Here is a 19,358-nt window from a genome sequence, read left to right on the forward strand (position 1 = left end):
TTTAAATAACTAAGAAAGCAAGTTTGCCTCGCATCCACTGCTTTTCCCATGAGTGCCCGGGGTGCAACCGATGCACACTATCAGCTGAACGGATTTGCTTCCGTTACAATGCGGGCCAAAGGAGCAATCATGAGCACAGAGCAACTGATACACACCAGAAGTACGGCCTTGTTCGTGCCTCAACTCGTCTATTTCGAACCCGATGCAATGCTGTATCCCAAAGGCAAACGGATTCTCGAATGGGCTCAGAGTCAAGACCTTCCTATCCATATGACAACTTCCCATAACCGGATTACCAATCTTCCGGGCGAAACCGATCTGGAGAAATACCGGATATCGAAAAGAACGCTTGTTGTCGGCATCCGGAAGACGCTGAAATTCGATACGTCCAAGCCCTCTGCGGAATATGCGATTCCGATCGCAACCGGCTGTATGGGCCATTGCCATTATTGTTATCTTCAGACGACCCTGGGCAACAAGCCTTATGTACGGGCTTACGTCAATACGGACGATATCCTCAAGTCGGCCAAAGATTATATCGAAGAGCGCGCGCCGGAAATTACCCGGTTTGAAGCAGCCTGTACCTCCGATCCGGTCGGACTGGAGCACATCACGGGTTCTCTGAAAGAATATATTGAATTTATGGGAAAAGAGCCTCTCGGGAGGCTTCGCTTTGTAACCAAATATCATCATGTGGACCCGCTTCTTGATGCGAACCATAACAAGCATACCCGGTTCCGCTTCAGCGTAAATTCGGATTATGTAATTAAAAATTTCGAACCCGGCACCTCCAGGTTCCACGAGCGGATCGAAGCAGCGGGTAAAGTCGCACGCGCCGGTTATCCGCTTGGCTTTATCATCGCCCCCATCATCTGGTATGAAGGATGGGAGCAAGGATACGAGGAGCTTATTGTTAAGCTGCATGACACGCTTCCCAAAGAAGCGCTTGAAGATTTGACCTTCGAGCTGATTCAGCACCGCTTTACCAAAACAGCTAAAAATATCATTGAAAGACGCTACCCCAAGTCCAAACTCGAAATGGACGAAGCCAAACGCAAATACAAGTGGGGCCGGTACGGCCGCGGCAAATATGTTTATCCCGATGAACAGGCTGCAGCTCTCCGGGAATTTATAACGGAGCATATTTTCGATAAATTTCCTGCCGCCAAAATCGAATATTTCACTTAAAAATAAAACGGATCAGAACTGAAGCCACGGAGGCGTTATGCTGTTGAGCCAGATCGTAATTTTGTACATTTGATTCGTGTACAGAAGGATGGCGAAAAGAACCATAACGCCTCCGCCTATTTTCATAATGATGCCGGAATATTTCAGAATCCATTTCGTCGAGCCGATAAAGAAAGACAAAACGAAGAACGGCACGGCAAAACCCAAAGAATAAGCACTGATCAACGGCAGCCAGGAATCGGGCTCTGCCGCTGCCATGACAAGCATGGAAGAGAGAATCGGGCCGATACAAGGAGACCAGCCTGCAGCAAATCCCATGCCAATAAGCACCGAGCCCAGGTAACCGGCCGGTTTCCATTTCAATTGAAATTTGCGTTCTTTCATCATCCACTGGGGTTGAAAAATTCCCAGCAGAAAAAGGCCCATGACGAGAATTAAAATAGCGGCAATCTGACGAAGCAGCGTACGATTACTTACAAAAAACTCCGAAACGGAACTCGCTGCAAGACCGAGACTATAAAAAATGATCGAGAACCCGATAATAAAAGCAAGCGTATGCCCCATCGTACGCAATCTTGCAGAGCCTTTGGCCGCGCCGGATTTGAGCTCACCTACAGAAATGCCGGTAATATAAGATAAGTAAGACGGGTAAAGCGGCAGGCAGCATGGAGAAATGAAGGAGGCAAACCCCGCCCAAAACGCCAACCACATGTTCACTTGCTGCATAGTGCAATTTCCTCCTATAACCCCGGGTTATCTTCGCAGTGATTTCCAGACCAGCTGTAAGGTCAGGATCGTAATTAAAGAGAGCACAATCGTCGCTCCGGGAGCCAGATCATACCATGCGGACAAGGCTAATCCGGCTACCACGCCGATTTCGGATACCAGAACAGACAGTGCCACGGAATGGCGGAAGCTTCTCGCAACCAGAAGGCTGCAGGCAACCGGAATAGTAAGCAGGGCCGATACAAGCAAGGCTCCGACGATTTTGATCGAGACGGAGATGACCAGAGCCGTCAGGATCGTGATCATGATGTTGTAGAGTCTTAGCGGAAGCCCGCTGACGCCTGCAGCTTCTTCGTCAAAGAACATCAGGAAGAGCTCTTTGAAATGAATGCCCACGATAAGCAGCACAGCGACACATACACCGAATACAACCCATATATCGCTGGAATCCAGCGTGTAGATACTTCCGAAGAAGTAGCTCATCACATTAATATTATACCCTTTGCCCAGTGTAAACAACAATGTTGCCAAGGCAACGCCGCCGGACATAATAATGGCGATCGAAAGCTCCGCGTAAGTCTTATACGCTTTGCGCAGCTTCTCAATAGCGAAGGAAGCCAATAGCGCAAATACAAGTCCCATGCCCGTCGGATATACCCCGAGAAGAAAACCCAGCGCCACACCCGCGATGGAGACATGAGCCAGTGTATCTCCGATCATGGACAATCTCCGCAACACCAGGAATACGCCCATAAGCGGAGCGGTAAGCCCAATCAGAACTCCACCGATTAGCGCTCTTATAAAGAATGGTTCTGTGAAAATATCCAAGCCGTTCTCCCCTAACCTCTACCAAACTTTCATTTTACTTGTTCGGATTTATTTAATGCCGCTTAATTCAAGTTCCTTACTTGTTGAAGTGGAATGTGCCAGATCTGTTTCTTCACAATTCTCCGGCTCATGCGTATGTTTGACATAGAATTTAAGCCCTCCGCTGCTCGCAACCGGCTCCGATCCGAGATAGGCTCTCATCATCTCCATATCGTGGGAGACCATAATGAAGGTCATGTGGTGATGCAGATGCATATGCCGGATCATATTGAAAAAACCGGCTTGACTCTCGGCGTCTATGCCTACTGTCGGTTCATCCAGAATAAGCAGTTCCGGACTGTTGGCGATGGCCCTCGCCAGAAATACCCGCTGCTGCTGTCCACCCGAGAGCTCCCCGATTTTGCGCTTGGCAAGGTCGGTGATCCGCATCGCTTCCATCGCATCGTCACAGCGGCGCATATCTTCTTTCGTCAGACGCCGGTACAGCTTCTTCTTGGTGTACAGGCCCGACAGCACAACTTCACGGACGGTAGCCGGGAATAGCGGGTTAAGCGAATTCTTCTGCGGGACATAGCCGATGCGCTCCCAGTCACGGAATTGACGGATAGGTTCGCCGAACAGGCGGATATCTCCCTCCGTAGGTTTAATGAGCCCTACAAGCATACGCAGAAGGGTTGTCTTGCCGACCCCGTTAGACCCGATCAAACCTATAAAATCACGCTCAAGAACATGAAAGTTCAACTTCTTAATCACCTGTTTCGTTCCGTAAGAGAACGAGATATCATCGAATTCCACAATATTGTTGTGGCAGTTAACCGTCTTGGTGCCTGGCACTTTCACTCAACCTCCAACCGCTTATTCGGGCTAGCGCTTAAGAATCGTATCTCCACGAAATCTGCGCTAGCCCGAATAGGTTATTGTTCATCTATTGTAAAGCTTTGACTAAATTTTTTAAATTATTTTCCATAACCGAAATATAATTCTGTCCTTCTTTAATCTGTTCTTCCGTTAAACCTTCAAGAGGGTTAAGCACAAGGGTCTCCACACCCGCATCCTTAGCGAGGGTCTTAGCCAGTTTATCAGAGACCAGTTCCTCAAAGAACACATATTGCAATTGATGCTCCTGAATATATTCGCGCATTTTTTTCATATCCTGAGCCGTCGGCTCTGAATCCGGGGACAGCCCCATAATCGCCATTTGAGTCAAGCCGTAATCGTGGCACAAGTAAGCGAATGCCTGATGGGATACGGCGATTTCTTTCTTAGGCAAATCTTTCAAACTATCTTGATACAGCTTATCCAGCCCGTCGAGCTTGGCCGCATAAGCTTCGTAATTATTCTCGTAATCTTCGCGGTGTGCCGGATCTACTTCTATCAATGCATTCTTGATGTTCTCCGACATCTTCTTCGCATTGTGCGGACTCAGCCAAGCATGAGGATCGGTGTTCTTCAGATCAGCGGGACTGCTGCCGTGAGACTCACCCCCGTGCTGATGATCGTGTCCGTCGCCGCCTTCGGCTGCTTCCAGCAGATGTGCGCCCGCGCTCGCTTCCACCGCCTTCACCTTCTTATCCTTTACACTTTTCATAAAATCGTCAACCCAGCCTTCAAATCCAGCTCCCTGATATAAGAACAGCTCGGAGTCGCCAACGTTCATAATGTCTCTGCCTTTCGGGGTCCAGTCATGCGGCTCCACACCCGCCGGTACAAGATTCACGACATTCACATGAGCGCCGCCGATGTGGACGGCAAAGTCATAAAGCGGATAGAAGCTTGTCATCACATTCACTTTGCCTTCGACCACGGTCGACTTCTGACCGCCTCCGCAGCCTGCAATTACCAGCAGAAAGACAAGAGCCATTCCTCCCAGTATACGCCTGTAATTCATATAAAATAACTCCTCTCAACGAGCGATCTCCATCTATCATTGCTATTCATGTAAATCGTAATGTTTTTTATTTACTAGCTGATTATACGGAGAATCCGGGCAGCTTGTCAAGACTAATCATAATCATTACGATTAAGAAAATTGCTGACACGAAATATCAAAACCCGGAAAAGCGCGGATTCACCGCAACTCTTCCGGGTTTCTCGTTGATTACTTTACAATTGCGCCGTTAGGCATGGAATCAGGCACGGTAGCGAGCGTAAGCTGGTCGCCTTCGGAGGCTGCAAGAATCATGCCCTGCGACATAACCCCGCGAAGCTTCACCGGCTTCAGATTCGTCACGCAAATCACTTTGCGGCCGACGAGCTCTTCCGGCTTATAATGCTTGGCAATACCGGACACCACTTGCCGCTGCTCATAACCGAGATCCAGCTGGAGCTGGAGCAGCTTGTCGGCGCCTTTGACCGGCTCGCAAGCCGTCACCTGCGCGACGCGCAGCTCTACCTTGCCGAAATCGTCGATTGCGATTTCGGGCTTCGATTCCGGCGCGGCCTTGGGCTCAGCCGCAGGAGCGCTCTGTGGCGCAGGTTCCGCCTGCGGCGCTGCGCCTGTCATCGCAGCGGCGATGAAGGCGACTTCTTCCGCGATGTCCAGACGCGGGAACATCGGGTCGCCTTTGGCCGTCTGCGTGCCTGCCGGCAGCAGCCCGAAGGTGCGGGCGCTGTCCCAGGCCGTCAGCTCGCCGGCTTCGATGCCGAGCTGGGCCCAGATCTTCGCAGGCGTTCGCGTCAGGAACGGCTGCAGCAGCACACTGACTATGCGCTGCGCTTCCAGCAGCGCATACATTACGGAGCCGAGCGCGCCGCGCTGGGATTCTTCCTTGGCGAGATTCCAAGGCTGCGTCTCGTCGATGTATTTGTTGGCGCGGCGGACGAGCGCCCAGATGGCCGCGAGAGCGCTGTTGAATTCCATTTTATCCATCAGCTTCTCTACGTTATCCACCGTACTTTGAGCGGTCTGGATCAAATCGGCATCAAATTCGGTTGCTCCCTGCTCGAATACAGGTAAGACGCCGTCGAAATATTTACCCAGCATGGCAAGAGTACGGTTCAGCAAGTTCCCGAGATCATTGGCAAGATCATAATTGATCCTTTCCACGAACGATTCCGGCGTGAACGTTCCATCCGATCCGAAAGGCACTTCACGGAGCAGATAGTAACGCAGCGCATCCAGACCGTACCGGTCAATCAGCGTAACCGGATCCACGACATTGCCCTTGGATTTGGACATCTTGCCGTCTTTCATCATCAGCCAGCCGTGCGCATATACCTTCTTGGGCAAAGGCAAATCCAGCGCCATCAACATGATCGGCCAGTAAATCGTATGGAACCGGACAATTTCCTTGCTCATCAGGTGAACATTTGCCGGCCAGTAGCGCTCATATTTAGACGGATCTTCGCTGCCGTAGCCAAGCGCCGTAATGTAGTTGCTTAGAGCATCTATCCACACATAGATTACATGCTTCGGATCTCCCGGAACCTTCACGCCCCAGTCAAAAGTCGTACGGGATACGGCCAGATCCTCTAATCCCGGCTTGATAAAATTGTTGATCATTTCATTCTTGCGGGACTCCGGCTGAATGAAATCCGGATTCTCATCGTAGTATTGGAGAAGACGGTCTACGTACTTGCTCATACGGAAGAAATAGCTTTCTTCCTTCACCCACTCAACAGGACGTCCACAGTCCGGGCAGTTTCCATTCTCCAGCTTGTTCTCCAGGAAGAATGCTTCACAGGGTGTACAGTACCAGCCTTCGTAAGTACCGAGATAAATATCTCCTTGTTCAAGAAGACGCGCAAAAATTTGCTGGACGGCATCCGTATGGCGCTTATCGGTCGTGCGGATAAAATCGTCATAGGAAATCTCTAAACGGCTCCACAATTCCTTGATTCCGGTTACGATTTCATCGACAAAAGCCTGCGGAGTCAAGCCCTTCTCCTGCGCCTTGCGTTCAATTTTCTGACCATGCTCGTCGGTTCCTGTCAAATACATCACATCATAACCGCGAAGCCTTTTGTATCGGGCTAACGCATCTCCAACAACCGTTGTGTATGCATGACCGATATGCAGTTTGTCACTCGGATAATAAATCGGTGTCGTCAAATAAAAGGTTTTGTTCTTATCCATGTCGGCGCTCCCTTTCTTCGTCTTCATTGAATTGTACGGCATGTTGTTTCTTCTATGCTGAACCTTGAATGAGCGCAAAAAAAGCCCTCGTCCAGCTTGGGACGAGAGCTAGGCTCACGCGGTACCACCCACATTCCTTCGTCTCTTGCGAGAACGAAGCTCGGCAGCCGCCTGTCGCCAGACGGCATGTTCCTTTAACGCCGGAAAAGCGATGCTTCCTTACGCTGATGCGCCAACCTCTGTGCCAGGCACATTCGGGTACATCAGGACGCTCAAAAGCATGTTCTCCGGGACCATACTCCGGGGTTCTACCTGCACCGGCTTCCACCTGACCCGGCTCTCTGCTGCAGTTTTCCCCCGTACACATCCGTTCATCGAACATTGTCATATCCAGTTCGTCATTTCCCTGTCAAATGTCTCGTTTAACCAACAATATAGCGAATCTCGGTCCGGCTGTCAACCGCCCAGGAAACTGCCTACCTCTCTTTACGCGGGGGCACATGATCGATCCCTCCGGGATTGAAAGGATGACACTTGCAGATCCGTTTAACCGCCAGCCAAGATCCCCTCGCGGGCCCATGCTGTTCAATGGCTTCCAGCGCATATTGAGAACATGTCGGATAGAAGCGGCACGTGGGCGGTTTGAGAGGAGAGATGAACTTGCGGTAAACATGAATCGGAGCCTGCAGGAGCTTCTTCATTTCTGACAATCCTTGCAGTATCCGTATATCTCGAATTTATGCTTAACGGCTTTAAAATCTTCCGGCAGTCCTTCCACTTCATCCATAGGACAAAACACAAAAGAAATGGTCTTCTCACACTGCAGACAAATCAGATGGTGATGATGGTGCGTCTCTGAACATCTCGCACGGAACTTGATTCCGTCCTCGAACACAAACTGCTCAAGCACGCCCATTTCATGCATAATTCTCAGATTGCGATAGACCGTATCAAAACTTAAACCCCCGTATGTTTTGCCCATAATGTCGTATACGGCTTTAGGCGTCACGTACCCGTCGGACTTTGCGAACAATTCCGCCAGCGTTCGTCTTTGATCGGTAATCCGCATTCCTTGCTCGGCCATCGCCCGGGTAATCTCTTCGGCTTTCACTGCGGTCCCTCCACATATGCTGCATCTATCTCCTTATAATGCCTTATGAGGGGCCGCAGCGTCAATATTTCAAGCCGGTGGAGTCTCTTAAAGCCGTGATCCGTAAGCCGGAAGCGCGGCCATCTGGCATCTGTCTGATGCGCTTCTTCAAGGATGGAGTCACTCGGATCTATTCCTCATCCCCCAGTTCCAGTTCCTCATCGCTCTCTTCCGCCGCATACATTAATCTTTCTCCCGGAGCAAACAATTTAAACTTCTGATGCGGGTAGGTGTGATGAACATAATCAACAAAATACGATGGATTCTCGGTGTTAAACGCGAATAGATCGTAATGCATCGGAACAAGCAGGTCTGCCCCGATCGCAACGCCGAGATCCGCCGCTTCCCGGAAATTCATGTTCCCCATGAGGTTGTCCTGGTATCTTTTCCAATCCCGTCCGTTAATCGGCATACACGCAATGTCGATACGGTGCGGCCTCAAAGCCTCGACCAGCCCCTCATAGCCAATCGTATCTCCTGCGTGGTACAGCTTCACTCCATTAAGCTCGATCACATAACCGAGAAAGAGATGATTACCGTTCTCATCGGTCTTAAACTCTTCATGCTTGCCGGCAATTGGCGTAATTCTCATGTCTCTAAAATCAATCATATCACCGGCTCTTGCTCCAATCAGCGCATCGGGGACAATGCCCAGTTCAGCAAGCTGCGGAACTACAGGCGCCGGGCATATCCATGTCGCATGAGGCGAAGCAATCGCCATGGCCCGCACTGTAACCGGATCCAGATGATCCGGGTGATCGTGGGTTATGAGGACCAGATCGGCATGTCCGATCAGTTCCGGGGATATCGGCGTCTCGAAATTCCGCGGTGAATTGCCGAACTGCTCGTCAATAGAGTTACTCAGATAAGGATCTATGTATGCAATCATCCCCGACCCTTTCACAACCATGCTCTCTTGTCCCAGATGCCACAGTGCAAGGGTATTCTCCGGCACAAATGTGCGGTCTATCTGGCGGATCAGCCGCTTCCCGCGCTTGTCCTTATTCTCATTCTTGTTCTCTGTCTTGTTCTTGTCAGCCATCCTTCCAACACTCCTCTATATCTAATGGTTTTGAAAATACGCGTCCGGCAGCACCGTTTATGTGTAGCGCCGCTGCCCTTTCTATATTGTTTAGCCTTTTTAAAAGAGAATCAAACAAACGATATCTGCCGGCATGCTGTACAGGTATCTTGATTTTTTTTGCAGCACCGGGACAGAAGTCCATGACAAGAAACACTTCCGCACATAGGATATTAACGTAAACTACATCCTACTTCATGAGGAGGAAACAAATATGTCCGGTTGTGGAACTGGCGGTTACGGTATTGGCGTTGTTGGCACGAGCACTGCAATTATCCTTGTTCTGTACATCCTTCTGGTTATCATCCTTGCTACATTCTAATTTAGTCCTTAATACAACAAAAACCGCTGCATCTGATGCAGCGGTTTTGTGTGTTAGGAAGACAACTTTACTTGCGGGTCGAGATCAAGGTCTATATATCCCTCTTCGAGGGAGAGAATTTCTTGAGGCTGGTCCTTACGGATCAGCAGCCGGACAATTCTCATATTATCAACCTCGTCAATAATAAATTGCATCTGCTCATGATGAATCCGCTGGTTCTTAACCGGCGGAATTTCCACCTGAGAATAAATCCATCCGCCGATGGTATCAAAATGTTCCGCTTCGATAGCCGTGCCAAAATGCTGGTTGAACTGGTCAATTAACATCATGCCGTCAATCGAATACGTGTATTCGTCTTTCTTCTCAAACTCAGGACGCTCGTGATCGAATTCGTCCTGCAGTTCGCCGACGATCTCTTCCAGAATATCCTCGACGGTAACAAGCCCCGAAGTGCCGCCATATTCGTCAATGAGCAGGGCCACTTCCGTCTTGCGTTTCTGCATCAATCTCAGCAGGATGCTAATGGGCATAGAATCGGGCACCGTCATTAAGGGGCGCATAATGCTGCGTATATCGTCAAGCTCATCACTTGCCGTCAAAATATCTTTGATATGCACGAATCCGATAATATTGTCTTTGTCCGGATCACAAACCGGATACCGGGTATACAATTCTTTGATAGCCGTCGCCTTGTTCTCTTCAAAAGAATGAATGGCATGCAGACAAACGATTTCAGTACGCGGAATCATAATTTCACGCGCATTCGTATCAGCAAATTCAAAAATATTGTCGACAAGCGTAAGCTCCGTATTATCAATAAGGCCGTTTCTGTGACTTTCTTTCATCAGTAAACGAATATCTTCCTCTGTATGCGCCGAGTCCTGTCTGCCCGTAGCTTCTGTTCCCGAGCGGCGGAGCAGCCAGTTCGAGATTTTATCCAATACCCAGAAGAAGGGAAACATTAATTTGTAGAATACCAGCACAGGAGCTGCAACCCAGAGGTTTACTTCTTCCGACTTGCGGTCCGCATACTTTTTGGAAATCATAATGTGAATCGCTGTTATAACCGTAAAGGCAAGTACAAAAGACAGGGCATGAATAATACTTTCCGGTATACCAATGTTGGCTGATAAGGGTTCGAGTACTCCCACCACCATAGGCTCTCCAATCCAACCAAGCGCCAAAGACGTTAGGATAATTCCGAGCCGGCTGGCAGACAGATACCCATTCATATTGTCAGCTATCTTCCCTGCGATGCGCGCTTTCATGTTACCTTCTAACACAAGTGCATCCATGCGGCTTCCCCGCAATTTCACCATCGCAAATTCGGCCGATACAAATGAGCCGCTGAGCAGAACAAGAACCACGATCATGGTAAGGCTAAGTAACACTGGCAAGGGGTCACTATCCAATTAATTCCTATCTACCTCAGAGAAGCAGATAGGTACACCTCCTTTTATGTCCATAAATTAGATTTGGAGAATAGAACAATCTCCTATTATACAGTATAGCTCCGAAAGCGATGAAGAGTCAAAGTCAGTCAAAGACAGGATGCGCGCTTCTTGAAGAAGATCCGCCGGTTTGAAGGCCTCCCTTCCATCCATTCATTGATTTACTTCAACGTATTCCCGCATGCTTGGATTTTATGCCTTTCCTTTGATAAAGCTGTGCATGGGGCGGTTGCATAACATAGGGATTCTTACTCCATATTAGTAAAAGCCAAGATTAGAAATTGCAACCGGAAGGAGAACTTTATGAATCGGAATCGTACAGGCTCCCGGAAAACACCCCTAACCCGCGCGCTTACTATGGGTATTATATGCATTAACTTGCTGACATCTGTTAATCCGTTTACCGCTACTGCCGCATCAAGTAACGAGGCTGCCGGACTCGCCGGTCCTGCTCCCAAATCAGCCGCTATTGTTATCGATGATTTCGGGAATAACATGAAAGGAACGGACTCGATCCTTGATCTTCCCATCCCGCTGACTGTCGCTGTCATGCCCTTCCTCTCCTCTTCTAAAAGCGATGCGGAAGACGCCTTCCGCAAAGGCCGCGAAGTCATCGTGCACCTGCCTATGGAACCTATGACCGGCAAGAAAAGCTGGCTGGGCCCCGGTGTAGTCTCTACCGATTTGAGCGATGAGGAAATCCGTAAACGTGTCCATGCAGCCATAGATGATATCCCCCACGCTATCGGCGTTAACAACCATATGGGGTCTAAAGCCACAGCCGATGAGCGGGTTATGCATATCGTGATGGAAGTCCTGCGCGAAAGAGGCCTCTTCTTTCTGGACAGCCACACGAATTACCGGAGCATCGCCTGCCGCGAGGCCAAAAAAGCAGGAGTGCCCTGTCTGGAAAATCACATTTTCCTGGATGATGTCCACACAAAGAGCAAAGTGACCCGGCAAATTGAATTAATCGGCGCTCACAACAAAGTCCATCAGCCCTGCATTGCGATCGGCCATGTCGGCGCCAAGGGCGAAATTACCGCTTCTGCGCTGCGGGATACTCTTCCGCGCTTAAAGGAGACTCTCTCCTTCGTCAAGCTGAGCGAGCTGTACAAGTCTCCAGCCCCAGATGCCGGACCCGAGAGCGGGTCATGAGCAGATTTCGGGTCTGCGCCAAAAGCCCGCGGTCAGTTCGAAACTGACCGCGGGCTTCTTTGGTATTTTTATCGGAGCAGATAGGCTGCTTACAGCGGAATTGGCGGTTCTACAGGCGCACCGCTCTCTATGCTGTCGTATGTACTCACTTCGAATGTAATAATTTTATCATACAGGATATAATCCTTACGGTTCTTGAAAGGTCCCTTGTTATTGTTGTGCTTGTCTATGGCAAACATAACGGGACCCGTACCTGCTGCACGGCCTTCGTACCAAGCGATAAAGGCATTCACTTCGTTCATTGAAAGATCATATTCTTTGTCCGTTCCGTTATTCAGTGTAATCACTAGAATCGCGCTTTCACCGGACGGTTCTTCAACCGGAGGCACAACAACGGTTCCCGCTTTTGGCGTCGCGGATGCTTCGTTGGAAGGAAGGCTCTCTCCGGAAGCATTGACAGCTGTCACGACGTAGTAATAGGTCGTGCCATTTACTACGCTCGTATCTGTGTAGGCGCTCCCTGCAGCTGTACCGATTGCAGCGTAAGGTCCGCCCGCTGTTGCGCTGCGCTTAACGTTGTAGCTCACGGCGTTCACTGAAGCATTCCATGCCAGGTTTACCTTGGTATCTCCCCCAACTGCTGTCAGATTAAGCGGAGTGGCAGCGGGTGGTTCAGTGCCTTTGCCGAAGACGTTCCATTCGTAAGCGTAGGTTCCTTGTTTAAGTACGACTGTAGATACATTGACTATAGGAATCGGTAAAGTCTCTACTGTATCACTCTTTGTCGGCGAATAGGAATCTAACAAGTTGTTATCTGCATCATAAAATTCAATTACAGCCTTGGCATCAGACTTTACAATTACCGACTCCACCACTTTTGGAGACGAGAAAGTATGCCAAACTATTTGATTGGCCATACCGACATAATTAGAACCGTTATTATCCGTTAGTAGCCGAACAGTTGTCAGTGGATTGGTTATTGCAGTTCCTGCTTTTAAGACTATTCGATCCAACAACCCACCTGTATATTTCGTTGCCGCTGGTCTAATGAGTTTTTCTGGAGAAGGCGCACTTTCACCTGATTCGTTGACGGCCATAACTACATAGTAATAATTCGTATCATTTTTTACATCTTTATCTGTATAGGACGTACCCGATACATTTGCTAATAAAGCATACGGTCCTCCTGGAGATGCGGAACGCTTCACATTATAGGATTTTGCTCCTGTTGAGTCCCAGTCCAAATCGACACTCTTATCCCCTCCTTGAATCCAATTAATAACTGTCGGTAATGGTGTGGCTGTCGGAGTACTGAAAACATTCCATTCGTAAACATACTTACCTTGTTTAAGCACCACTGTGCTAACGTTTTGTACTGGAGCCGGCAATGATTCCATACCATCGCTCGTTGCAGTTGTATAAGAAGTGAGAAGATTTTGTCCTGTATCGTAAAATTCAATGATAGCTTTAGTGTCAGACTTTACAATCACCGCACGAATTTCTTGGGGTGAAGCGAACGTATGCCAAACCATTTGATTCGACATACTTATATAATTCGTCGGATTACCATCCGTAAGTTGTGCTACACCTGAGCCTGTGGGTTGAGTAATTGAAGGACCCATTTGTAGATTTATACCATCTAGCAGACCACCCGTGTATTTGCTGGATGCGGCAAAAACAGTATTACTTAACATAATAGAATAACAAATAAGCACAATAATAAGAATTGCTAATTTCAACTTCTTTAGTTTCATTTCTTTTCCTCCATTTTAAGTTAATTTCCATAAACATAATACTATATACCTATATAAAAGTCTTGTATTATATTTTTATATGTAAAATAAATAATATATAAATTATATATAAATACCTAAAAATAGCTTTCAGAAACTTTATTCCATTTATAAGATAGGATCAAAATACCTTACATCTAAATAACCAGTCGCCGCAAAACAACCGGCAACTGGTTAAAGTCCATCCATGGAATAATGATTCCCGGCCCATCTCACTTACAATTTCTTTCACTTTTTTAGCACCTCCAGACTAATCTTGCTGGCAACGTAAAAACACCTTCAAGGTTGTCCCCTATCTTACGACAGGGCCACATTCTCCTGAAGGTATTTTGATTGTCTCACGTTAGGAATTCACTCCCCGCGTAACCTGGTTGCTTTTGCTTTTTTCTTAGTTATTCCGCATCCGCTGTAATATCCAGAATGATCTTGCCTTTGTTGGCATTGGCCTCCATCATTTCATGCGCATCCCTCACATGGCTCCAAGGGAAAATCCGGTCTATGACAGGATAAATGCTGCCATCCGCGAACTTAGGACCCATGCTCCGCCAGAATTGCTGAGTCAGACGGATTTTGTCTTCCCGGCTCCGGCTGCGAAGCGTGGAGCCGATGATCGAGATCCGCTTCATGAGCAGCGGATTCAGGTCGAATGTATCCATCGGCACTTTGGAGCCTCCGGTCATCCCGACCAGGATAATGCGGCCCCCGACGGCCGCGCTGGCTAGATGATCGGCGAAATACGATGCGCCGACGAGATCAAGCACCAGGTCACTCCCGTGACCGTGCGTGGTTTCCATAAGCCATGGCACAAATGAGCCTTGGCGGTAGTTCCAGCCGGAATCTGCCCCCAGCTCCTGGCAATACAGGAGCTTCTCCTCGGAGCCGGCTGTCACAAGCACGCGGGCGCCATACTCACGGGCCAGCTGAATGGCGGCCGTGCCGACTCCGCTCGCACCGGCATGGATGAGCACGTAGTCTTTCTCCTGGATACTTCCAAGCTGCACGAGGTTCAAGTAAGCGGTCAGGAAAGCTTCCGGAATTGCCGCGCCTTCCGCATAGCTGAGACCGGCGGGCAGACGCATCGCCATTCCCGCGGGGATCGCCGCACGCTCCGCATAACCTCCACCGGGAAGCAGCGCACATATACGCTCCCCTTCACGCCAGCCGGTTACGCCGGATCCGACACCGATCACGACACCCGCTATTTCAAGGCCAAGTATATCGGACTCACCCGGAACAGCCGGATATTTGCCTGCTCGCTGTAAGATATCGGCCCTGTTGAGCCCGGCCGCTTTTATCTGTATAAGTAATTCCCCGTCGCCTGCGACAGGTTCTGGACTTTCCCCGATATACAGCTCCTCTGTACCGCCAAATTGTTTGATATGTACCGCCTTCATCGGGCTCACTCCTCTTGGTTGATAAACATTAAGAACTAGACATTAAGAACTAGTATACCACGCACAAGTCTCAAATGCTTGCCGGCGCAGGCTTAGTGAACTTTGAGCCGCTTGTGATGTCCGTTGCCGGAATCAGCTAACCGCTTTTATTTTCTGTATACGAAGCAGGATACGGGAAGTCTAATGACCTGATTCGGCGTATAATGGATCTAATAAACGGAACGATCCATTTCTATTACCAGGTGAAAGAGAGGTTTTCTTCTCATGCAGACATCCAGTAAATCAACGAACCGATTGTGCCGGCTATTCCAATTAAAATACCCGCTCATTCAAGCCGGTATGGCGGGCGGCACGACAACACCCGCTCTGGTTGCGGCTGTATCCGAAGCGGGAGGACTTGGCACTTTGGGCGCCGGATACATGTCCCCCGGCGCTATCCGCCAGGCGATCCGCGATATACGCGAGCTGACCGCACGACCTTTTGCAGTCAACCTTTTTATCTTGCCCGAACCGGGGCAAGCTCCCGGTGAAACGCAGCAAAGAGCCCGGGCCGACAGCGCTTGGCGTCTCCTCGCACCCTTGCGGGAGCGGCTGAATGTCCGCGAGGACGGGCCGCCGGCCGTGTGGAGCGAATCCTACCGGGAACAGCTCGCCGTCCTGCTGGACGAGCGGGTACCGGTCTTCAGCTCCACCTTCGACGTGCCGGATGCGGATACTTTTGCCGAGTGTACGAGACTCGGCATCCGCACCATCGGCACCGCGACCACCGTGCGCGAAGCGCTGCGGCTCGAGCAGGCGGGCGTTGACGCCATCGTTGCGCAGGGCGCCGAAGCGGGCGGCCACCGGGGCACTTTCCCCGGTGAGGGCGAGCCGCCGCTGACCGGCACGATGGCACTCGTGCCGCAAATCGCCGGCAGCGTGCAGGTGCCCGTAATCGCAGCCGGCGGCATCATGGACGGCCGGGGCATCGCTGCCGCCCTTGCGCTCGGCGCCGAAGCCGTACAGCTCGGTACAGCTTTCCTCACCTGTACCGAGAGCGGTGCACATCCCGCGCATAAGGCAGCGGTCTTGGGATCGTCCGATGAGTCGACGATGCTAACGCGCGCTGTCTCCGGCAAGCATGCCCGCGGCATCCGCAGCCGCCTGCTGGAGGAGCTGGAGCCGCTGGCCGGACAGCTTCCCGCCTATCCGGCGCAGAACGCGCTCACCCAAGAAATTCGGCGTACAGCGGCCAGATCCGGCAATCCGGCGTATATGGCTATGTGGGCGGGCCAAGCTTCCCCGTTAGCGCTGGAGACCTCGGCCGCCGAATTGGTAACTCGGCTAATGGATGAGACGGATCAAGTTCTCTCCCGGCTTGCAGCGGTTCATATGAAGACGGATCATTCGGCCGGTCCCTGCATAACTTGAATCCGATTGTGTTCAACTGATCTGATACAAGCCCGGCAACCTGCCGGACATCCACAACTCCTGCAACGGCAAAAAGCCGTCGACCCGATAATAATGGCTGACGGCTTTTCCCTTTTATTAACTCTCCTTACAAGCAGCAAAACTCACCCAAACGAAAACGAACGGAACTTTGCGGGGCTTACTTGCTTTTTTTGACCCAATCCGCAATATCATGAATAAGAACTTCCGGAGCGTTCGCCGGAAGGCTGTACTCTGCTCCCGTTGATTTCTGGTCGAACTCTGTGAAGACATGATTCACTTTCGGATACATTTTATACTGTACGTTCGTGCGCTCTTTGAGAGCTTCTTTCCATTTATCCAGATGATAGGACAGCACCTGGGAATCATTATCCCCTTGCAGGATTAGCATTGGCGTTTTCTGGTTCTTGGCAATAGCGGATCCGGAATAGTTGCGGAAGTCCATCCACCAGTAAGTGTTGCCGAGCTGCAGTTCTGCAGGAAGATTCGTCGTGGAGTACTTCGGATCTTTGATCAGTTTAACCTGACTTTCCCAGAAAGTTACTTGCTGCTCCAGGGCAGCCGTATCCGTACCCAGTTCCTTGGCAATCTTCAGCTGGTGCTTGGATTGCTCCAGTACGACATCTTCTATCGAATTCGTAGGACCGGCCAGAACGACAGCGCCAGCTATATGATTCTTCGTATCCGACTCAATAATGCGGGGAACCAGCATCCCCCCTTGACTGTGACCTGCTACATAGATCTGCCTAGGATCAATGCCTTCGGTTTGTGCGAGCATGTTAACCGCATAAACGGCATCGTTTACCGTTTCATCCTGTACCGTAAAATCAGCTTTCTGCGATTTAAACGGATGTTCGCGTGTGACTTTCTCATAACGCAAAGTTCCGATTCCTTGCGCAGCCAGTCCGACGGAAAGATCACGGAACAGTTTCGATGAACCCATCGTCTCATCGCGGTCATTGGAACCTGAGCCATGCACAAGCACGATGACCGGATGCGGACCTGCTGTGCTAGGCAGGGTTAACGTTCCCGGAAGAGCCAGCCTGCCCTCCCCGATTTTCACTTCTTTCTCGGTATAGGCGGCAGGGTTATCATAGGCCGGCTTGACATAATTACTCGGCATATAGTACTGCGGAATAAACAAATCATTGATCTGGCTGTTGTCGTCAAAACGGACCGTGACCTGGAAAGGATAACTGCTCTCCGTTTCATAAGTCAGATACACGTTATCGTGGACGGAGTTTTTTTCCTTGCCCGATTGGGTCTGCCCCTTCATTTCACCATATACGCTGGCAAAATAGGACCAGTAGTAGCTAAGTTTGTTCTCATTCAGACTTTTCCGGAGATCCTCATTAAACATCGCGTATGCTGGCTGGCTTTCCCCCTGGTTCAAATAGCTGACAAAAGCGTTCGCTTTGGCCTCCAGATCCCCTGCCGGCAGAACCAGTTCATTCTTATGTAGATCCCACGATACAGATGTATGTAACACTTTCTTAAAGAACCCGAGCGGCACAACTGTTTTGTCTTTCACGATTTGTACAGCATTGTCCAAATCAACCTTCTCGCCATTCACAACGGCGGTCTTCTGATCAATCGTCAGAATAATCCGGTCACTGCCCTTGGAAATCGTAACCGTGCGGTCATCCTGATTCCAGGTCACGCTCGCTCCTGCGGTTTCACTCAGAAGACGTAAAGGCACGAGTGCTGAATCCGCATGAGCGGCAGACTGTACCGCTGCCGGTGAATTCGCAAGAACTGCAGGCGCAGCCGGAGCTAGAGAAGCAAGCAAAAATGAGGCAAGTGCAGCGGTTCGCCATACTGGCAAGATTTTTTTCATAGAATCCCCCTGATAGTAGTGTTGATAGAGTCGTAATGATAACGGTAAGGAAGATCGAAATCTGTTAGGTTCCATATTTTTCTTCCGTTTTCTAGTATAACACAAACCTGATAGACAGATAGGGACCGGGGTCTCAGACCGGCTGCTCTAGTTCTGCGTTGCTGAAAGGGTTCAAGAGACGGTGTTCACCTAAACAGGCATACCAAAAAAAGACAGACCCCGATCCGGAATCTGTCTATCCTCTGGTAGTAACGGACTTGGATTTTAGGCGTCCAGAAAAGCTCCAAGCATCCAGATATGCTTCTGCAGGTTACCTTGAGTTCCAATCAGCATATCTGCGGTCGGTTCGTCATTTTCCTGCTGCGCGGTTTCAATGCCTTCTTGCAGAAAAGCAACCATTTGAAGAAAATCCTCACGAATGGCTGCCACCATCTCTTCGGAAGATTCTTTACCGGAAGCTTCTTTCAGACGGGTTTCTTGGAGAGTCTCGCCATACGTTCCGATCGGCTTGCCGCCCAGTGCGAGAACGCGCTCCGCAAATTCATCCACATATTGGCCTGCTTCATTATATAATTCCTCAAACTTCGCATGCAGCGTATAAAAGTGAGGGCCTTTTACATTCCAGTGATAATGCCGCAGTTTCATGGAGAATACATTCCAATCGGCAGTCAGTTTGATTAAGTGTTGGTTTGTTGTCATAGCTGTCATTGTTGTCATAGTTGATCAACCTCCGTGTATGAATTGTCACATCTTGTGCTGCTTATTTCTTATATACTTACTATAACAGACAGCTTAATTATAATCAATACTAATTTATAATAATTCTAATTAAGGTCGATTCGTGCTGAAAACCCTCGTGTGACAGGCCCTTCCCACCAACATGGAAATATGGCTACTCCGTTTCCTTCCCGCACATTGTTTGTCGGC

At 49.7% G+C, this 19,358-nt stretch carries 18 protein-coding genes; 4 read left to right on the forward strand and 14 right to left on the reverse strand.

Going from position 1 to position 19,358, the window contains the following annotated elements; all coding sequences use genetic code 11:
- Positions 1-129: 129 nt before the first annotated feature.
- The gene (gene splB, locus EDM21_RS11710; protein WP_157335634.1) at positions 130-1,188 is read left to right on the forward strand and encodes a spore photoproduct lyase; all 1,059 of its coding nucleotides are present in this window, start codon (positions 130-132) and stop codon (positions 1,186-1,188) included.
- Between the two features lie 12 nt (positions 1,189-1,200).
- On the opposite strand, the gene EDM21_RS11715 is transcribed toward splB, so the two are convergent.
- The 9 genes from EDM21_RS11715 to EDM21_RS11755 all read right to left on the reverse strand — a co-directional run bounded on the left by EDM21_RS11715 (position 1,201) and on the right by EDM21_RS11755 (position 9,009).
- Positions 1,201-1,914 carry a cytochrome c biogenesis CcdA family protein gene (locus EDM21_RS11715; protein ID WP_157335635.1) on the reverse strand — a complete coding sequence of 238 codons (714 nt, stop codon included), beginning with the start codon at positions 1,912-1,914 and terminating at the stop codon, positions 1,201-1,203.
- A 27-nt stretch (positions 1,915-1,941) separates the two neighbouring features.
- Positions 1,942-2,742: a metal ABC transporter permease gene (locus EDM21_RS11720; RefSeq protein WP_157335637.1), complete on the reverse strand. Its 801-nt coding sequence runs from the start codon at positions 2,740-2,742 to the stop codon at positions 1,942-1,944.
- Between the two features lie 48 nt (positions 2,743-2,790).
- Positions 2,791-3,495, reverse strand: coding sequence for a metal ABC transporter ATP-binding protein (locus EDM21_RS11725; RefSeq protein WP_420850655.1), 705 nt, complete (start codon positions 3,493-3,495; stop codon positions 2,791-2,793).
- Positions 3,496-3,667: 172 nt separating this feature from the next.
- On the reverse strand, positions 3,668-4,630 hold the full coding sequence (locus EDM21_RS11730; RefSeq protein ID WP_157335638.1) for a metal ABC transporter substrate-binding protein: 963 nt from the start codon (positions 4,628-4,630) through the stop codon (positions 3,668-3,670).
- 210 nt (positions 4,631-4,840) lie between these two features.
- Positions 4,841-6,817, reverse strand: coding sequence for a methionine--tRNA ligase (gene metG / locus EDM21_RS11735; protein ID WP_157335640.1), 1,977 nt, complete (start codon positions 6,815-6,817; stop codon positions 4,841-4,843).
- A 52-nt stretch (positions 6,818-6,869) separates the two neighbouring features.
- On the reverse strand, positions 6,870-7,205 hold the full coding sequence (locus EDM21_RS11740) for a hypothetical protein (RefSeq protein WP_157335641.1): 336 nt from the start codon (positions 7,203-7,205) through the stop codon (positions 6,870-6,872).
- 88 nt (positions 7,206-7,293) lie between these two features.
- A complete protein-coding gene (gene yidD / locus EDM21_RS11745) occupies positions 7,294-7,518 on the reverse strand; it encodes a membrane protein insertion efficiency factor YidD (RefSeq protein WP_157335643.1) in 225 nt (74 codons plus the stop codon).
- A complete protein-coding gene (locus EDM21_RS11750) occupies positions 7,515-7,928 on the reverse strand; it encodes a Fur family transcriptional regulator (protein ID WP_068775259.1) in 414 nt (137 codons plus the stop codon). Before EDM21_RS11750 ends, yidD begins: the two co-directional genes overlap by 4 nt.
- 169 nt (positions 7,929-8,097) lie before the next feature.
- The gene (locus EDM21_RS11755; RefSeq protein WP_157335644.1) at positions 8,098-9,009 is read right to left on the reverse strand and encodes an MBL fold metallo-hydrolase; all 912 of its coding nucleotides are present in this window, start codon (positions 9,007-9,009) and stop codon (positions 8,098-8,100) included.
- A 253-nt stretch (positions 9,010-9,262) separates the two neighbouring features.
- Between EDM21_RS11755 and EDM21_RS24720 the strand changes: the two genes are divergently transcribed.
- Entirely contained in the window at positions 9,263-9,370 is a 108-nt protein-coding gene (locus tag EDM21_RS24720; protein ID WP_201280779.1) for a sporulation protein YjcZ, read from the forward strand.
- A 53-nt stretch (positions 9,371-9,423) separates the two neighbouring features.
- Here EDM21_RS24720 and EDM21_RS11760 read toward each other — a convergent pair whose 3' ends face one another.
- A complete protein-coding gene (locus tag EDM21_RS11760; protein WP_166541970.1) occupies positions 9,424-10,743 on the reverse strand; it encodes a CNNM domain-containing protein in 1,320 nt (439 codons plus the stop codon).
- Positions 10,744-11,124: 381 nt separating this feature from the next.
- Here EDM21_RS11760 and EDM21_RS11765 point away from each other — a divergent pair, with 381 nt between their 5' ends.
- Positions 11,125-11,979: a divergent polysaccharide deacetylase family protein gene (locus EDM21_RS11765; protein WP_235918152.1), complete on the forward strand. Its 855-nt coding sequence runs from the start codon at positions 11,125-11,127 to the stop codon at positions 11,977-11,979.
- 89 nt (positions 11,980-12,068) lie between these two features.
- Here EDM21_RS11765 and EDM21_RS11770 read toward each other — a convergent pair whose 3' ends face one another.
- Both EDM21_RS11770 and EDM21_RS11775 read right to left on the reverse strand, forming a co-directional pair.
- Complete coding sequence (locus tag EDM21_RS11770; RefSeq protein ID WP_157335648.1) at positions 12,069-13,733, reverse strand: fibronectin type III domain-containing protein; 1,665 nt, start codon at positions 13,731-13,733, stop codon at positions 12,069-12,071.
- A 431-nt stretch (positions 13,734-14,164) separates the two neighbouring features.
- Positions 14,165-15,166, reverse strand: a complete 1,002-nt coding sequence (locus tag EDM21_RS11775) for an NAD(P)H-quinone oxidoreductase (RefSeq protein WP_157335649.1) — start codon at positions 15,164-15,166, stop codon at positions 14,165-14,167.
- Positions 15,167-15,430: 264 nt separating this feature from the next.
- Between EDM21_RS11775 and EDM21_RS11780 the strand changes: the two genes are divergently transcribed.
- Complete coding sequence (locus EDM21_RS11780) at positions 15,431-16,576, forward strand: NAD(P)H-dependent flavin oxidoreductase (RefSeq protein ID WP_157335650.1); 1,146 nt, start codon at positions 15,431-15,433, stop codon at positions 16,574-16,576.
- Between the two features lie 178 nt (positions 16,577-16,754).
- Here EDM21_RS11780 and EDM21_RS11785 read toward each other — a convergent pair whose 3' ends face one another.
- Positions 16,755-18,431 carry a stalk domain-containing protein gene (locus EDM21_RS11785; protein WP_157335651.1) on the reverse strand — a complete coding sequence of 559 codons (1,677 nt, stop codon included), beginning with the start codon at positions 18,429-18,431 and terminating at the stop codon, positions 16,755-16,757.
- Positions 18,432-18,695: 264 nt separating this feature from the next.
- Positions 18,696-19,148 carry a Dps family protein gene (locus EDM21_RS11790; RefSeq protein WP_157335652.1) on the reverse strand — a complete coding sequence of 151 codons (453 nt, stop codon included), beginning with the start codon at positions 19,146-19,148 and terminating at the stop codon, positions 18,696-18,698.
- Positions 19,149-19,358: the final 210 nt, after the last annotated feature.

The sequence above is a fragment of the Paenibacillus lutrae genome, assembly GCF_009757775.1.
In the GTDB taxonomy this organism is placed as follows: Bacteria; Bacillota; Bacilli; order Paenibacillales; family NBRC-103111; genus Paenibacillus_F; species Paenibacillus_F lutrae.